General features: G+C 59.8%; 16 protein-coding genes and 1 tRNA gene. 2 read left to right on the top strand and 15 right to left on the bottom strand.

What is annotated here, in order from left to right:
- Positions 1-367: 367 nt before the first annotated feature.
- The 3 genes from HZY97_RS08380 to HZY97_RS08390 form a co-directional block, all read right to left on the bottom strand.
- Positions 368-1,015: an HNH endonuclease gene (locus tag HZY97_RS08380; RefSeq protein ID WP_180142498.1), complete on the bottom strand. Its 648-nt coding sequence runs from the start codon at positions 1,013-1,015 to the stop codon at positions 368-370.
- On the bottom strand, positions 1,002-2,510 hold the full coding sequence (locus HZY97_RS08385) for an AAA family ATPase (RefSeq protein WP_180142500.1): 1,509 nt from the start codon (positions 2,508-2,510) through the stop codon (positions 1,002-1,004). The genes HZY97_RS08380 and HZY97_RS08385 overlap by 14 nt, the downstream gene beginning before the upstream one ends.
- 269 nt (positions 2,511-2,779) lie before the next feature.
- Positions 2,780-2,866, bottom strand: a tRNA-Leu gene (locus HZY97_RS08390).
- 171 nt (positions 2,867-3,037) lie between these two features.
- On the opposite strand from HZY97_RS08390, the gene HZY97_RS08395 reads away from it, so the two are divergent.
- Positions 3,038-3,778 carry a hypothetical protein gene (locus tag HZY97_RS08395; protein ID WP_180142502.1) on the top strand — a complete coding sequence of 247 codons (741 nt, stop codon included), beginning with the start codon at positions 3,038-3,040 and terminating at the stop codon, positions 3,776-3,778.
- 42 nt (positions 3,779-3,820) lie between these two features.
- On the opposite strand, the gene HZY97_RS08400 is transcribed toward HZY97_RS08395, so the two are convergent.
- The 5 genes from HZY97_RS08400 to HZY97_RS08420 form a co-directional block, all read right to left on the bottom strand.
- The gene (locus tag HZY97_RS08400) at positions 3,821-4,582 is read right to left on the bottom strand and encodes a hypothetical protein (RefSeq protein ID WP_180142504.1); all 762 of its coding nucleotides are present in this window, start codon (positions 4,580-4,582) and stop codon (positions 3,821-3,823) included.
- 47 nt (positions 4,583-4,629) lie between these two features.
- The gene (locus HZY97_RS08405; protein ID WP_180142506.1) at positions 4,630-4,917 is read right to left on the bottom strand and encodes a hypothetical protein; all 288 of its coding nucleotides are present in this window, start codon (positions 4,915-4,917) and stop codon (positions 4,630-4,632) included.
- Positions 4,918-4,995: 78 nt separating this feature from the next.
- Positions 4,996-6,207: a tyrosine-type recombinase/integrase gene (locus HZY97_RS08410; RefSeq protein WP_373684322.1), complete on the bottom strand. Its 1,212-nt coding sequence runs from the start codon at positions 6,205-6,207 to the stop codon at positions 4,996-4,998.
- Between the two features lie 102 nt (positions 6,208-6,309).
- A complete protein-coding gene (locus HZY97_RS08415; protein WP_180142508.1) occupies positions 6,310-8,355 on the bottom strand; it encodes a hypothetical protein in 2,046 nt (681 codons plus the stop codon).
- Positions 8,356-8,540: 185 nt separating this feature from the next.
- Complete coding sequence (locus HZY97_RS08420; protein ID WP_180142510.1) at positions 8,541-8,906, bottom strand: hypothetical protein; 366 nt, start codon at positions 8,904-8,906, stop codon at positions 8,541-8,543.
- A 447-nt stretch (positions 8,907-9,353) separates the two neighbouring features.
- On the opposite strand from HZY97_RS08420, the gene HZY97_RS08425 reads away from it, so the two are divergent.
- Positions 9,354-9,698 (top strand): LysR family transcriptional regulator, encoded by a 345-nt coding sequence (locus HZY97_RS08425; protein ID WP_180142512.1) that lies wholly within the window; start codon positions 9,354-9,356, stop codon positions 9,696-9,698.
- Positions 9,699-9,711: 13 nt separating this feature from the next.
- On the opposite strand, the gene HZY97_RS08430 is transcribed toward HZY97_RS08425, so the two are convergent.
- From HZY97_RS08430 to HZY97_RS08460, 7 genes are all read right to left on the bottom strand, one after another.
- Positions 9,712-9,951: a hypothetical protein gene (locus HZY97_RS08430; RefSeq protein ID WP_180142513.1), complete on the bottom strand. Its 240-nt coding sequence runs from the start codon at positions 9,949-9,951 to the stop codon at positions 9,712-9,714.
- Between the two features lie 50 nt (positions 9,952-10,001).
- Positions 10,002-10,391: a hypothetical protein gene (locus tag HZY97_RS08435; RefSeq protein ID WP_180142515.1), complete on the bottom strand. Its 390-nt coding sequence runs from the start codon at positions 10,389-10,391 to the stop codon at positions 10,002-10,004.
- A gap of 156 nt (positions 10,392-10,547) precedes the next feature.
- Positions 10,548-10,967, bottom strand: a complete 420-nt coding sequence (locus HZY97_RS08440) for a hypothetical protein (protein ID WP_180142517.1) — start codon at positions 10,965-10,967, stop codon at positions 10,548-10,550.
- Between the two features lie 78 nt (positions 10,968-11,045).
- On the bottom strand, positions 11,046-11,270 hold the full coding sequence (locus HZY97_RS08445) for a hypothetical protein (RefSeq protein WP_180142519.1): 225 nt from the start codon (positions 11,268-11,270) through the stop codon (positions 11,046-11,048).
- A 39-nt stretch (positions 11,271-11,309) separates the two neighbouring features.
- Positions 11,310-11,639, bottom strand: a complete 330-nt coding sequence (locus HZY97_RS08450) for a hypothetical protein (RefSeq protein ID WP_180142521.1) — start codon at positions 11,637-11,639, stop codon at positions 11,310-11,312.
- 441 nt (positions 11,640-12,080) lie between these two features.
- Positions 12,081-15,218 (bottom strand): type I restriction endonuclease subunit R, encoded by a 3,138-nt coding sequence (locus tag HZY97_RS08455; RefSeq protein WP_180142523.1) that lies wholly within the window; start codon positions 15,216-15,218, stop codon positions 12,081-12,083.
- Complete coding sequence (locus HZY97_RS08460; RefSeq protein WP_180142525.1) at positions 15,215-16,066, bottom strand: pentapeptide repeat-containing protein; 852 nt, start codon at positions 16,064-16,066, stop codon at positions 15,215-15,217. The genes HZY97_RS08455 and HZY97_RS08460 overlap by 4 nt, the downstream gene beginning before the upstream one ends.
- Positions 16,067-16,098 lie beyond the last annotated feature (32 nt).

Below are 16,098 nucleotides of genomic sequence, written 5' to 3' on the forward strand. Positions count from 1 at the left end.
TGTTGGAAAATGGTGCCGCCTACAGGACTCGAACCTGTGACCCCCGCATTACGAAGGCCGGTGACGGGCCGGCCGGAAAACACGGCTTTCTGCCGTTTTTGGCTGGCGAGAAAGGAAAGTTTCACCCCGACCCATGTCAGACCCAAACCCGACTAAGATCAGGCCTGCTCGCCTTCTAAGCGGGAGATGCTTTGGCAAGAAGCAGTTCACGAAAGCGACCTGCGCCATACCTCAACCCCCGGGCTTTACCGCTGCCTTGAGAATATCCCGGCTGCAGCTGAATGATCGGCATTAGGGCTTCGCCCAACAGCCACTTCTGCGGCGATCTGGGCGGAAGCGACGCCGCGAACATTGCCACGCTCGCCGCCTAAACTTTCTTCGGCAGTTTCTTGATCTGGAGCTCAAGCTCAGCGAGCACGTCTGCGGCATCCTCTTGGGTGCGCGTAATCATCAGCTCGCCCATGCGATCTCGAAATCGGCGGTCGTAGACACTCCCCTTCAGAGCGGCAGACTGTCTAGCATATCGGGTGAGGTCGCACATTTCGATGGTGATTGATCCCTTCCTGGAGTCCGAAGGGGCTGCGTAAACGACCGGACCGATCCAGTGAATATGGTCATCATATTCGTCGAAGTGTGGATGGACGATAATGTAGTCTGTCGATTTGCTGGGGAAGGTCTTTCGGTCCTTGTTTTTCAGGACACCCTTCACAGACTTCGCTATGTTGCAGTCTTTGCAGGACACCGCGAGATTACGGGGCTCGAACATGAAGGCAGGCTTGGTTTCCCGCGAGATCACGTGCTCTCCATCCCACACCGCGTTGTTATTAGTCGCAATGTGGTGGCCGCAGTAGCAACACCGCTGGTGCTGCTCTTCGATGTAATGATCCTTAATTGCCTTTCTCACCGGCCCCGCTGCATCGGTTGACCAGTAGGCTGCCACCTTCTGATCCGCCGGTATGCTGTTGTAGGCCGCGACGATATCGGCGACTGCGCCGTCGTACTTAACTGGCTGCATTCTTATTTCCGATGGCGTGAGCCGCCGCCTTGCTGAGGCCATCGACTACCATGCGTACGCCATCCTCGGGATCAAGTTTGGAGGTGATCTTCTCCAGGTGGGCCACTTGATCGCGGAATGCCGGGCTATCCGCCTCACCATCAGCAGCAACCCGCATTGCATCCAGCATCAGGTCGCGAAGATGGAGATTATTGTTGGAGGTGAGCTGAAAGGCTTCGGCTAACTGGAAGTCTGACGATTGCCCAGCAAGCTCGGCCGCAGAGGGCGCATCAGGATTGTCCAACGCGACCAGGGTGGCGTGAGAAGGCAGCTCCGAAATCACGAGCGGAGAGTGCGTGGCGATGATGAAGTGGCATCCACGGTAGCCGCGAAACGTATCGAGCAATAGGTCGATATATTTGATTTGCCAGTCGGGATGCAGGCTTAGTTCGGGCTCATCGATTAGGACAAGGCTACCGTCTTGGATCTCGGAAGCGAGCGAAAGCAGCGCCGTCGCGATACTGATTTGGCCCGAGCTCGCACGCTTTAGGTCGGTTATGAGGCCGCTGTCCTGCTCCACCTCTACAGCCGTCAGCTGCAAGAACCCGGCACGGCGAATTGGCTGCAACAATGCGAAGTCAGGATCGACGTAACCGTCCGCTTCGAAGTTTGCAGTCAACCGGACAAAACCTCTATCCTTAATCCTGTCAGCATAGAGGATCGCATCGATCAGCTCCTCTTCAGTTGCTTGACCAGACTTAACAACCTCTTGAGATCTTCGAAGACGGCTACTGTCGCGCATTACCTCGCCGTTGAGAATGGGGCCGCCGTCATGACATGCCCGAAGCACCTCACGTGACACTCTCAGTCGGTACACCACTGTCAACTTTGGCTTGAGCTTCAGAAAGTCGAAAACACGACTGATGCGGGCGCGACTCACCGCCGGATTGCTCTTGGTTTCAAAGAGGCTGTTGAGCGAACGGAAAAGTAGATTCTCGATCGATGCCTTTCCGGTTCTGTCGCGGAGGCCAAGATAGCGATATCTGGACTCATCCATCGGCTGCACGGAAAACGTGGCAAGGCGCGGCACCGGAAACTTGTCAAATGGCGTGATCGTGAGTGCTACGATGCGCTCGGGCAGGGGCACCTCATCGAGCGTGACTTGAACGCCATCGACGAGCGCCGTCGCCCTTCCCTCGTCCACCCGCTCAAGGACAATAGTACTGGAGCCTACATTATAGGATAGCCGCTGGAGCGGCAGCTGCCGGGTGCCGCTCACGCGTCCCTTCGCAGCATTCTCGATTGCGAGCATGCAGTCGATAATTGAAGCGAGAAGGTGAGTCTTACCGGTGCCGTTCTGACCGATGATCGCTGTCAAGCGGCCGACTTCATCTGGCGCGCGCTGAGGCTCGTGCGCGAGTTTGATCTGCGGATGCATCAATACGCGATCGCGGCGCCACATCATGGTTACATCGACCGGCGCAGCTTCGGCATTGAGCAGTTGGAAGTCGAGCATAGGCGACGCTACCGAACCGGCACCTTCGTGTGAAGGCAAGGAACCCACCGAATTGCGTCAATTTGGTTGCGACATAACTGGCCCGCATGATCGTCACGGAGCGCAATCTAGGCCCAGAAACCGATTGCAACCGCCTCAGGATAGTGGAGCGACAGTACTGAAGGTCCAAAAAATGAGCCGTGAGTAAGGCACGCGATCACATATCGCGCCCGCCCCTTTTGAACGAAATGCACCGAGCTCTCGCTCGGGTTTCACAACAAAATAGGAAATGGTGCCCAGAAGAGGACTCGAACCTCCACGCCCTTGCGAGCGCCAGCACCTGAAGCTGGTGCGTCTACCAATTCCGCCATCTGGGCACGGGGTAGGCGAGCGCCTCTACGGGGGACAAAATGTGCTGTCAACCGCCGCGAGCACAATTTGTGGATCAATTCGTCGCGCTCGGCAAAATGACGAGCTAGTCCCTTGATCCATCAGCGATCGCAGCAAGAATAGCCCATCGTGGCGCCACTGCCAGCAGGAGATCGGATGTGCTCGAGGATGACCGTGTTCAGGCGGTGAAGCAGCTCCTGTTCGAGCACGTGAAAAGCCCTTCCCTTCGCCACATCAAAGACCCGTATGTTCTCATCAAGCTGGCGCAGCAGATTGTGAACAAGCTCGATCGCGGGAACTCAATGTGGACCAAGTGGAGTGGCCTGCGGGACCAGCTCGCACAATCGGCAGTGCCGTGCTGGATCCCGGTTTCCGATCTGCGAGACCACCTCAACCGTATGGAGGGGCCGAGGCTGACCCTCAGCGACGTCGAGCAGCGACTAAGAGCGTTCGAGGAAGAGCGCTACAGCGAGTTCCCGCGCGATGAGTTCCAGACCGGTTGCCTCGCGATCTACGAGGCGGAGAAGGCCGAGGGGACAGAGCTGCCGGCGATCGTTGGCGTGTTGCGCGCGCACATCGAAAGCGAAGAAGCTCGCCTGGAGCAGGAGCATCGTGACCGATACGCGAAGCTGAAGGAGGAGCAACGTCTGGCCGCTGAGCAACGCTTGCTGTCTGGCGCCGATTGCAAATGGACGCCTTGGGCGGGCACCAAAGATCTTTACTGCCGAGTAGGTGGCCGACTATTTCGCTTGGCACCTCGGGATGACAAGTTCCTGGACCTCTTCCGTGTTGAGGAGATCGATTCCAGCGAAGGGCACCTACTCGGCCGGTACATGAAGCGCGGCGACGCTACGAAGGCGGTGGAGCGAATTGCATATCAACCGGAAACCCACCGGTAGTGCCGGCCGATGCGATAAACGCCTTATGTTAAGTCGAAGCGATCAGCCGATACGGATGTACCCCTTCGCCGCATCATTGCGCAGGTCAGCGGGCAGAATACCTAGTGAAAGCGCCCCACCGACTGTCCGCGCGCGGGGATGGGAGTAGAGTTCGTACCGCCCGTGCGCCATCGACCCCGCCTTCTTAGGGTTAGCATTCATAATCAGCGTCAGAGATGCGTCAGCCGCCAACTTTGCTCCTGGTGTGGCCTTCGGACCTTCCTTTGCCGAGCCGCGAATAAGCAGCTTGGCGACAATTGAAGAGACCTGATTGCTGTACCCATCCCGTGCCCTCTCTTGCAGCCGGTCGCGCAGCCAATCTGGCCCGAAGAACAGCCAACCCTTCGACTGAATATGTTCTGGCAGCCGCTCTTCGTCGCCGCGCTTCACCTTGCCCGCCACCATCGCAAGGCGCACCTTCGTGGTGTCCCTGCAGCGTCCAGTCTCCACCATCTGCGTGCGCAGACGGTTAAGCACCACGCTGTGCAACTCAGGCTCACGAAACAGTTTGTAACGCTTGCTGGCATGGCCGTCTTGAAGTTCGGCCCATTTCACTCCGGTTGAGTCGAGGAAGCTCTTGCACTCGATGGCGAGCAGATCATCGGTTGCCGCCTTGTAAGCGACCACATCGATCTCCCACCGCGGTGAGGATGCTCGCCCCACCGCGGCTTTTTCCTCCTTGGTCAGTTCGACCTTGAAGGACGTTTGAACCCAATACCCTTCCGCGAAAAACAACTCGGCAACCAGCTGTTCAAAGGCATCCATATTCGTCCCTCCTTCTGGAACAGCTTCGGCGATTACTCAGCGGAAGATCAAACGATAAGCCTGTACCGCCCATCGTCGCTCCGATGCCACCTCACGCCCGTGAGTCGTTTCAGGATGATACCGGCGTGACGCCTGTTCATTTCCAGTGTCGCGAGAGCGCCTGTTATTCGCCTACCCTGGTCGAAGCCGTGGAATATCGCCGCGCCGATAAGCAGTTCGGCGAGTTCATCATCGTTCATCGATTTCTCATGCTGCCGCTTCAGGGCACGCAGGCTGCGGAAAATTGCATTGAGCTCATCGGCGGTCATGTCGGCCGGGGCGGATTCATTCGTCATGGTGTTGCTCCGAAAAAATAGAAGGGGGATGCCCCCGCCCGCGATCCAGCCTGAGCCAGTCGCGAGCGGGGTTAGGGATTAGGCCTGCATCTTCTTCGCGCCGGCCTCGACGGCGGCCAGCAGGGCGTCCTGGGAGAGATGCGAATAGCGCATCGTAGACTTGTGATCCGCGTGCCCCAGCACTCTGCCCACAGCGAACAGGTCGATGCCGGCCGTGACCATTGCAGAGGCGGCAGCGTGACGCAGGTCGTGGAGCCGAAGCCCCGCCAGCTTCGCTTCATCGCGTGCAGTCTGCCAGACCCGCTTGATCGCCACGAACGGCTTTCGGGTCTCGGGATTCGGCACGACATAGGGGCAGCCGTCGAAATGCGGTGCGGCCTTCAGCACCTCAATCGCCGCGCCCGACAGCGGCACCCGCCTCGCTTTCCCCGTTTTTGACATGGGAATCAGCCACTGCCGCCTATCGAGATCAACGTTCTTCCACTCTGCGTGCAGCAGCTCGGACAGCCGGGCGCCGGTATAGAGCAGCAACGGCACGATGATCTTGAGCTGCGGATTGACCGAAGCCTCGCACGCCGCGAGCAGCCGCTTGGCTTCGTCCGCCGTCAGGCTGCGATCCCGAGCGTTGTTGATTGGCTTGCGCGGGATGCCCTTGACCGGGTTGCGGGTAACGCCCGGCAGGTTCCAGCGGATCGCCAGTTCGAAGCTGCGGTTGAAGATGACGCGCACCTTCTCGACCGAGGCCGGTGACAGCGGCCCCTCCCCCTTCTCCGCCAGCCACTTCGCAACCTCGGGCTGGGTGATGTCGGAAAGCAGCACGCGATCCCATCTGGGCCGGATATGCCGGCGCATATAGCCCTCGATCGTGTCGTAGGACCGAGCCGTCCCCTTCACGAAGTCGAGATGCTTCTGCGCCAACTCGGAATAGGTCGGGATCGCCTTCTTTTCGGCCTTCTTCGCTGCCGGGTCGCCGCCGAGGGTGACTTCCGATCGAAGCCGCTGGGCCTCCCTTTTGATCTTGTCGAAGCTTGCATCGCCATAGCCGGCGATCCGGTGCTGCTTCTGCCGGCCGTGCTGGTCCTGATAGCGCAGGTAGAAGGTCTTCCCGCCACCGGCGCGGCATTCCAAGGTAAATCCTTTTATTCCAGTATCATAGTAATCTGTTTTACGCTTGTCCGCCTCGCATTGGGCGGTGAGGCAGAAAGCCGCGTCGAGCTTGTGGACTGGCATCGTCGTTTCCTTTGCTGAAATGAAGTTGGCGCGCGCATGCAGAGCGGCGCGCAGGGGCACGTCGCGGGGTCGCGATGGGGGTAGGGATCGGGATGGGCCGCGAAGGGCACTCTCGGGCCGCCTCGGGGCAACGGTGGGCGGCGAGGAGGCCCGGAGCCGGGGCTAGTAGATTTCGCCGTTGATCATCACGGGCTCTCGTGGATCGATTGGGGCTTCAGTCCTCGCTGAGGATGCATTTCCCACGCTCACGCCCGAGTAGGAATCGCCGATCGTTTGCACCGACCAAGCGGTGCGTTCGGAGTTATCTTCCCGCTGAAAATGCAAGCCATCGACAATGCGGTTCGCGTTGCGCTTCAGGTACCAGCCGAGCTTGTTTCGATTGATGGCGCCGCGCTCGACGAATGGCAGCTCCATCATAGCATCCAGCAGTGCACCATTATCGCGCTCCGCTCGATCGACGACTTTGCGCAAGGTCATCGGCTTTGATCCGAACGCAAGCCTCCACGCCTCCATGAACCGGGCGAGCGATTCCGCGTCCGGATCGGATCGCACCTGTTGGATCAGGCTGGTCGCAGGGTCCGGCTCTCCGAGCCAAAGCAAAGGCTGCCGCACCTTGTCGGACCAAGCCCCGAAGCTGGCGATATCCGGTACGTCGGTGCGAGGGCGGCCCGCAGCCTGCCAGGCTTGGACGATGGTCAGAGCCAGAGACACAAATCGCCCTCGGTTCGCCCTCACAGCATCGACGGGCCGCCCAGCATAGCTGAGCGTCGCAGGCGAACCTGTCGGGGGTCGCAGCTGGATCGTCACTACCCGGCGGGACATATCGCGCACGGGTGACACGTTGTTGCCGGTCCCCATGACAAATACATTGGTCGCGGCTGTAACCGTTCGGCTCACACCGAGCACGCGATCGGTGACTGTCTCGCTGGTGAGCATCCGGTTGATCATCCCGAACGGCAGCCAGTCGGTCTGCATGTCATCGAACGAGATCACCGCCGGCTTGCCCAGCAGTGCGGCAAGCATGCTTTTCGAGGCCTCTTTCGCCGTTGTCGGATAGCTCATGTTGAGCGGCTCGCCCGGTCCGGCGAATGGCGTGATCAGCGCGCCGAGATAGCTCTTGCCGCTTCCAGGCGTGGATGCCGAGATGTTGAAAGCTGGCGCGAGCGGGAGCGAGGAGCGGACAGCAGCCGTCAACATCGCACAAAGCGCAGCAGATCGGTCGCACTCTGAAGCGAAATGAAACTCGCTGATCAGATCCTTCAGCGCGCCTAGCGCATCGCGCGCTGCAGCCTCCGACACGTCCGACACGACGAACGCCTCTCGGTCGAACACGGCGTAGACTTTCGACTGCGCGTCGTAGCCGGGTTCGGCGACGAGTGTGTCATCTGCCTTGCGGAAATAGGGCTGACGGGCAACGCCATCGAGGACCGGCAGGTGATCATAGGTTTGGGCGTTCAGAAGTTGCCGAACGATTTGCGTTGGAGGATCAGACGGTTTCCACTCTTTCGACCGACCGTCGAACTTCTCCCAATCCGCGACCCTCGCCAACGCCTTGGTCAATACGTTGTCGTTGACCAGCGAAACGGCAGCATCGCCCTTCGCTGTCGCGTTGACCGTGACGATCACACCGCCCGATTGATAGAAGGTGTCCAGGCGCAGCAATGATCGCTCCGCCGCGTCCAGCACGCGCAGCATTTCCCCCGAGACAAGCCTGATGCTTGGCTTGCACCGTGCATGCGCCGCCTCGATTCCCAGACGTTCAAGCAGCCGGTCGATCTGCACCCGCTCGGTGTGCGGATAAGGACAGAAGAATTTGCCGATAGGCCGCATGGTGGTGGGCTCGGTATAGATCGCCGGGCCTGGATCATCGCTGCCATGTTCCTGCGCCCAGGGGCAGATGAGCGAGTGCTTTCCGGCCCCCAGGCCCGGCAGATAGAGCCCTTCTTCCTGTAGTGCCGCGACTACAGGGTTCTGATGCGGCGCGGGGTTGTAGACGTCGTCGCGCTCTCGAGCCGAAGTCGCGCTCGGCGAAACACTTTTCGCAGCCGGCGAGGTGGAAACCGGAGAAGGAGGTAAGGAGGGGCTCGCACGCTCCCCCTTTCCTTCTTCACCCCCTTTCGCGCCGTCCGACGCGGGAAAAGGAACGGTCTGTGCTGCCTCGTCGGATGCCGCCGGAGCTGGCGGAATGGTCTGGGACCATACAATCATGGAGAGGTCGGTTCGTGACCCCGGGGAAGTGCTGTTCAAAATACCCTCGTGGATTTTGGGCATGGAGCAGCGACGTGGACTCCGCGAGCGGGCCACGGCGTTACGCCAGCGCTGGATGATTTCAGTAGTTGCGGCTCAGTCAGCGCGTACTTCGCACTCGCCGCTTACGGTCGATTTGTATTACTTTACGCTTCGTCTTCGGAGGCACCCAAAGGATCGTACCGCCATTGTGCCAGGCCGGGCCGGCACAGATCCGTGCAAAGTTTGTACCTGCCCGAGGGCAGACGATGCCAAAGGTTGATCGCCCAGTCGTTACCTTCGTACATATCGAGCAGGCGCTTCAGCAGCGTAGCGCTGTCCCGGTGATGCTCGGCGATCACTTCGTGGATGAGATCAGCGGGCAGTCCACTCCGCATCGCTGCCGACAAGATGCCGACTGCGACGCCGGGGCTCATCCGGCTTGCTCGGCCAGGAATGCTGACCTGGGCACGCATCGCCTGCTCGAATGCTCCGGCCCCAAGATAAATGTCATTGCCAGTGTATATAGTCATTTTTGAATCCGATTAATTTTGAATAAAAATAGCGGACGTGGGTATTTCGCGAATATTCTACCCCCGCCACCGAGCCGCCATCTTCGACGAGGACTTGGCTGCGAAAACACCGCAACCTCATCGCAGCGGTAAAAGGTGCGTCAGGACTCACTCGATATTTAACCTCCCTGGTCAGGTCGACAATAAGCCTTCGCCTATTGAACTGGGCAGGGCGTAATCCTTTGTAAATAGGCAAAAAACACAAAATTTATCATGCAAAAAACGCATAGGCCGAATTGCCGAAATTCAGCTCTATCCATGCGATTTTTGCACAGGTCTATGCGATTTTCGCATCGACATATTCCTAGGCGGGCGTAAGCTGCGGGGGCTCTTCGCGTTCCAAAACCGGCGGAGCGAACACTGAGCGCATCGAATTGGCGAATCGGAATCGGCCTGAAGGATCACGTGATGAAGAAAGAAACCAAGCTCGTCCCATTTCGCCTGGCCTGGGTTCAAACATTCTTGGCCGTGCGAAACGAAGGCTCGTTCAGCGCGGCTGCACGGGTGATAGGATGCGATCAAAGCTCAGTGTCGAGGTCTATCGACCAGCTGAACACCTTCCTTGGCGGTAAGCTGTTCGATGGACATACGCCGCCCAAGCCCACGGCTTTGGGACTGGCCTTCGAGGCAAAAGCCGTGGAATTGATGGATTGGGCAAGCGCCTGCAGAAAACTGAAGGACTTGGAGGCTGCGCCGCCGCAGCCAGCCCGCAAGGGGCTTCGCAATAGGCTGTGGGATTTGCTTGCGCGTTAGGATCGCCTCGGCATTACCGGCGTTGCAGCTGACGCAACACGGCAACCAGAACGGCCAAGCCCGCGATCAAAATCGGCTGCTGGATCGCCATGCTGGCGACGATACAAAGCGACAGCAATGCGAACGTCTCACGCGGGGCGGCGCAGAAGCCCCAGATCACGCCGACGAGCAGGACGAGCATCAGCGCCACCGCGATGGCCTGCGCGGCCGCAATGACCAGCGAGGCGAGAAGGATCCACCCAATCAACTTCATGCAGATATCCTTGAGCTGTGCCGGCGTCGCACTCGCCGGCATTTCGGGGATCAATTCGCGTAAGTGCGGCAGAGGGCGATCAGGTCAGGATCGGCGCCCTCGTCGTCTTCGATCAGCAGGGTGAAGACAGCCTCGTTGCCTGCCGTGACCAGCAACTCGAACCAGCCGCCCCGATCAATCAGGGCATCGTGCAGCGGTCGGTAGGATTCCTCGCCGAACAGATGGCCGTCCAGGTCGATCAGCACCGACCAGCCCAGTTCGTCGGCAACATCGGCAGCGGCACAGCCGGCCGGCACGATCAGGAAATAACTCGTCTCGCGCACGTCGAAGTCAAGGGCGTTGATGTGGGTGACGCGTTCGCCAAGAAGGCGGCGCAGCTTGGGATCAAGCGGCAGGGTAAGGGCGCGCTCGAGCGAGGGGGTGTCGAACAGGGAAAGCATGGGCGTTCCTTTCAGGCATGAAAAAGCGCCCGCGGCGGGATGCCGGGACGCTGGATGGGCCGCTGACATTCGAGGATTCGTTGGAGTTGCGCGCCCGAGACGGCGTCCGATTGGGCTCCGTAGTGGACGCCGAGCGGCGTTAGCCCTGAACTTGACTCACTTAACGGCGCTGCTAGCCGGAACATCGGCGAAGGCGCGGATGATCGCGATCAACGTCGGGTCGATGCCATCGCGGTCAGGGATCAACAGCACCGCGCCACTGCCATCGTCGCTGGTCACGTAGGCGACTTCGTACCAGCCCTGATCGGCTTCGCAGTATTCCCAGCTAGGCACATAGGCTGGGTCCGGGAAGCGAGCGCCATCGACTAGGTTGGTGGCGATCGGGATGCCCGCCGCCTGCTCGATCGCTTCAAGCTGATCTCCGGCCACGATCACAAGGAGGGGGCCGAGCTCACCGACGCCGCAGCCCGCCTCATCAAGTCGCTTACCGTACCGCGCTAAGCGGCGCCGCAGCGACGGGTTTATATAGGTCGCCAAGGCATTCGCCATGGCGGCGGGGGTGTCGATTATTTCCATAGGCAGAGCTCCAGAATCAAAAGGCCCCCGGAGTCTTTCGACGCCGAGGGCCCGATGGGTGTGGGAAAGGTAATGGGACTAATCGAAGTCCGGATCGTCCAAGGCGAGAGCGCCCCTCTCCACTCCGTTCTTCATTACGACGCCCGCTGTGATGAGCGCCGCAGCAAGGCTGAGGCCCAGCACAGGGCTCACCGCGATCAGGCTGAGCAGACCGCCCAGCATCAGCAGACCAACGGTGGTCTTGGTGCGAAAGATCAGGCCGGCGACCACCAGCGCAACTATGACCGTTTTAATCGCCGCCATCGCCAGCAAGAAAGAAGACCGCCAACAGGAACCGCCCGACTAGCGCGGCCCGCCCTCGAACGGCTGCATCTCATGAATCATCGAGACGCATTCGTCGAACATTCCGGCGATACCCTGGAACTTCCAGGCTTCCTTACCGGCCGGGCTGACAAAGCGCGCCGCCTGGGCGCCTGTGTAGCCGCCACCTGGCCCTTTGGCATTGATCTCCAAGCACGCCCAATCGCGGTTCTTCGAGTTAACCTGCTCGAAGCGCCCGAACTTAGCCGAATCAGGGTCCTTCATCACGGAACGAGCCATATTCTTCATTTCGGTGTGAGCTTCGCCGCAGCCGCATAGGACGATCGCAGCAAGCACGATTATCTGTTTCATTATGCCTCCATTGGAATGTGGACGCGCAGCATCGCGTCAGGGCGCGGGTGCGCTGACGTGTCGTGTCGATGCTGGCATGGATATCGCCCCCTGTTGCGGAGCGACGTTCGGCTTAGACCCTCGTGCCGCCCCTATGTACCTCTCGGAGCGACGGCCGAAGCCGGATGTTGGAAACCCGCTGAGACAACGAGCGCATGCGCCTTTACCGTTGCCGGCTGGACATACGCGCATGCCACCCGGCCTCCGCTTTCGCGGTGACCGAGTTGTCTCAAGAGGGGTTTCCACGCCCCACCCTCCCGGCTTTCACGGGAAGGCGTTGCGATCATGGTCAGCCTCAACGGCGTTCGCAATAGGCGTTTGCGGCGAGAAGACCGAAGGCTGGGGGCACCTTCATATAAGATGGTCCAATTTGCGCGCCGCATCTATGAAACGCCCAACACCTTAGTGCGAGACCTCACGCAGCAGGATCTCAGCTTGGGCAAGCACGGTCTGGACTGCCTCATCCGCCAAATCGGGCGGGTAGCCATATTTTTTAAGGATACGCTTCACCAGTACCCTCATACGTGCGCGAGCGCTTTCGCGCTGATGCCAGTCTACAGTCACGTTGCCGCGCAGTTGTTCCAGCAGCTCGTGGGCGATCAGCCGGAGCTTTTCGTTGCCCATCGCCTCCACCGCGCTCTCGTTTTCGGCAAGAGCATCGTAGAAGGCGATTTCTTCCGGACTAAGCCCCTGTTCCTCGCCCCGCGCGCGGGCGGTCTGCATATCCTTGGCTAGCGCGATGAGTTCCTGAATCATCTCCACGGCGGAAATCGCGCCCGCATGATAACGGGCCACGGCCTCTTCCAGCCGGTTGGAGAACGCGCGACTTTCAACCAGATTGGTCTTGGACCGGCTGACAATCTCGCCGTTGAGGAGCTTCTTCAACGCTTCCAGCGCAAGATTCTTTTTCTCCATCTTCTCGACTTCCATCAGGAATTCGTCGGAGAGGATCGAAATGTCGGGCGACTGGATGCCGGCCACTTTCAGGATGTCGATGATTTCCGAAGAGGCAACGGCGCGGTCCACCAGTTGCTGGACGGCAAAGGAACGGTCCTTCTCACTGATTTTGCCGGTGGCTGTGGTTTTGGCCAGCGCCGCACGGATCGCCTGAAAGAAGCCGACCTCATCGCGGGTCGTCCGCGCTTCGTCACTTGCGGAGGCGAGGGCATAGGCTTTTGAAAGTTCCAACACCATGTCGAGATAGCGGCGATGGGCGCGCTTCTTGGCCTCGGCATCCTTTTCCTTAGCGGCCTGTGATTCCTGCCATTTGAGCACCCAATCGATCGCCCCACCAAGACAGATAAGACGCTCGCGCGGCTGGCCATCGATACCGGGGCGATAGTCAAAGCCGTGGAACAGGTCCCGGATGGCCTCATACCGTTCCATCATCGCGGCAACCGCGGCGGCTTCGTCGATGCCGGTCTGGTCGCGGTCTGCATCGGTATATTGGGCAAGCGCACTGCGTAGATTCTGCGCCACGCCGATGTAGTCGACCACCAGCCCGCCGGGCTTGTCCTTAAACACTCGGTTCACGCGGGCAATCGCCTGCATCAAGCCGTGGCCGCGCATCGGCTTATCGATATACATCGTGTTCATGCACGGCGCGTCAAAGCCGGTCAGCCACATATCGCAGACGATCACCAGCCGCAGCGGGTCATCCGGGTTACGCACCCGCTTGGCGAGGTCGTCCCGGCGCTTCTTCGCGCCGATATGCTGTTGCCAATCGAGAGGGTCGGAAGCGGCCCCGGTCATCACGATCTTGACCGCGCCCTTGTCATCATCGGTCGAATGCCATTCCGGGCGAAGCGCGACAATGCGATTATAGAGCGCCACGCAGATGCGGCGGCTCATGCAGACGGCCATCGCCTTTCCGTTCATCGCCTCGGTGCGCGCTTCAAGGTGCGTCACCATATCCGCCGCAACCTGGGCCAGCCGCTTGTCGGCCCCGACCAACGCCTCCACGGCAGACCACTTCGCCTTCATCTTCTCGGCTTCGGTCAGCGAGGCATCTTCGATCAACGCTTCGATTTCCGCATCGATCAGGGGCTTTTCGTCCTCGTTCAGTTCAATGCGGGCAAGGCGGCTTTCATAGAAAATCGGCACGGTGGCGCCATCTTCCACGGCGCGGCTGATGTCGTAAATGTCGATGTATTCGCCGAAGATGGCCGGGGTGTTGATGTCCGCCGCCTCAATCGGGGTGCCGGTAAAGCCGATGAAGGAGGCGTTCGGCATCGCCTGCCGGATGTAATGGGCATAGCCATAGCGCCGCAGCCCGGTTTCCCGGTTGAGCTTCGAATCAAAGCCATACTGGCTGCGGTGGGCTTCGTCCGCGATGACGATGATGTTGCGCCGGTCCGACAGCAGCGGGAAACTCTCTTCCCCGCGCTCCGGCGAAAACTTCTGCACGGTGGTGAACACCACGCCGCCCGCCGCCTTGTCGAGAAGCTGCTTCAAGTCCTGCCGACTGTCCGCCTGTTCGGGGTTCTGGCGGATCAGGTCACGGCACAGCCCGAATGTGCCGAAAAGCTGATCGTCCAAATCGTTGCGATCCGTCAGGACAACCAGCGTCGGGTTTTCCAACGCCTCGGATTTCACGGCAAGCCCGGCGAAGAACGCCATCAACAGGCTCTTGCCCGATCCCTGCGTGTGCCAAATGACGCCGATCTTGCGATCCCCGTCCGGGCGGGTGGCCTCCACCGCCTGCCGCACCGCTTTTTGCGCACCGTGGAACTGGTGATAGCCCGCGACGATCTTGAACGGTCCTTCGCCCTTGTCGCCAAAGACAATGAAATCGCGGATCAGCGCCAGCAGGTTTTCGCGGGTGAACACCCCGCGCAGCAGCGTTTCAAGTTCCGGGGTTCCCCGGTGAGCAAAGTCCTGGCCGTCCACTGTCCGCCACGGCATGAAGCGTTCGGCGTCGGCGGTGATCGATCCGATCCGGGCTTCCATGCCATCGGACGTGACCAAAACGGCGTTGGTGCTGAACAGGCTAGGGATTTGGTGGAGGTAGGTTTGTAGCTGATTGAAGGCGTCCGCGATCGTGGCGTTCTGCGACGCGGCATTCTTCAACTCCAGCACGGCAAGCGGCAGGCCGTTGACGAACAACACCACGTCCGGGCGACGGTTGGTCCGGCTCTCGACCACGACAAGCTGGTTTACCGCGAGCCAGTCGTTGGCGTCCGGGTTGCCAAGATCGATCAACCAGATTTTCGTGGAAGCGGTCTTGCCGTCATCCCCGCGAAACTCGACATCGACGCCTTCGGTCAGCAGCTTGTGGATACGCCGGTTTTCCTCGACAAGCGAAGGAAGTTCGCCAGTCAGCACCCGGCGCATGGCCTCATTACGCGCGCCTTCCGGGGCATCCGGGTTGATCCGCGCAACTGCTGCTTCCAGCCGCTCGACCAGCGCGACATCGCCAAACGAACGCCGCTCCGGCGCACTGCCATCGGGCGCGATCACAGAGCCGTGGAGGTAGGACCAACCGAGCTCTTGCAGCGTTTCCAGCGCGGCGAGTTCGACAATATCTTCGGTAATGCTCATGAGGTTGCGCTACCCACTGCCTGGCTCAGCACCGCCGAGCGGATTTCTTCGTTGTCAAAATAGGCAGTTTCCAGTCCCTTGGCCCCGGCGAAGTCGGCTTCAAGGATATCCTCTGAATCCCGAAAATCAGCATTGCTGAACCGGCAGCCCGTGAACGAAGCTCCCCGCAAGCTCGCACGATAAAACGGCCCATAGCTCGACTGCGCCCGAGCAACGCTGCCGTCCTCCTCCTCCTCCCATTCTTCCATGTGCGTTTCTGGTGGCGGCTCGCTCCAATGAAGTTCCGAGCCATTGAATCGCGAATTTTGAAGGTCGACTTCGTTAAACGAACAATCGACGAAATGTGAAAAATGGATCGCAAGATCGCCGAGGCCTGATAGCGGGTTGTAGGGCGAAAAGGTCACATTACGGCAGTTCAAGTGATCGAACGAAACCTTGTTCAGCTTGACCGAACTGTCGCCAAATCGCTCCCCCCAACGTCCATCGTAAAATGTCGAGCCTTCGAGGCTTTGGACGCCAACGCGAGCGAAACCAAAGTCAGTCAGACGCGCCCCTGACATATCGAGCGCAAACACGCCCATCCGATTGAGACGCCGGATTGCCCCGGCGATCCGCAAATGCGCCTCGGGATGATCCCATCGCTTGTAGTCGTCGATCACCTCGCGCTGGCGCGCAATGTCCTGCCGTTTGCTCCGGCGATGCTCGAATAGTGCGAAGACGATCAGGATGAAAAAGACATCCAGCGTCATCCCGCCCATTTCGGGCCAAAGATTGTTCGGGTCCTGCGGATCGAGCCGCCACCAGATAAAGGTGATCGTCGCGCAGGCGGCGAATAGCCCGATCGCCATGGGAAAGTTCGTATCGTTCCAGAACGACCGCC

It is taken from the genome of Sphingomonas sp. R-74633, assembly GCF_013416555.1.
In the GTDB taxonomy this organism is placed as follows: domain Bacteria; phylum Pseudomonadota; class Alphaproteobacteria; order Sphingomonadales; family Sphingomonadaceae; genus Sphingomonas.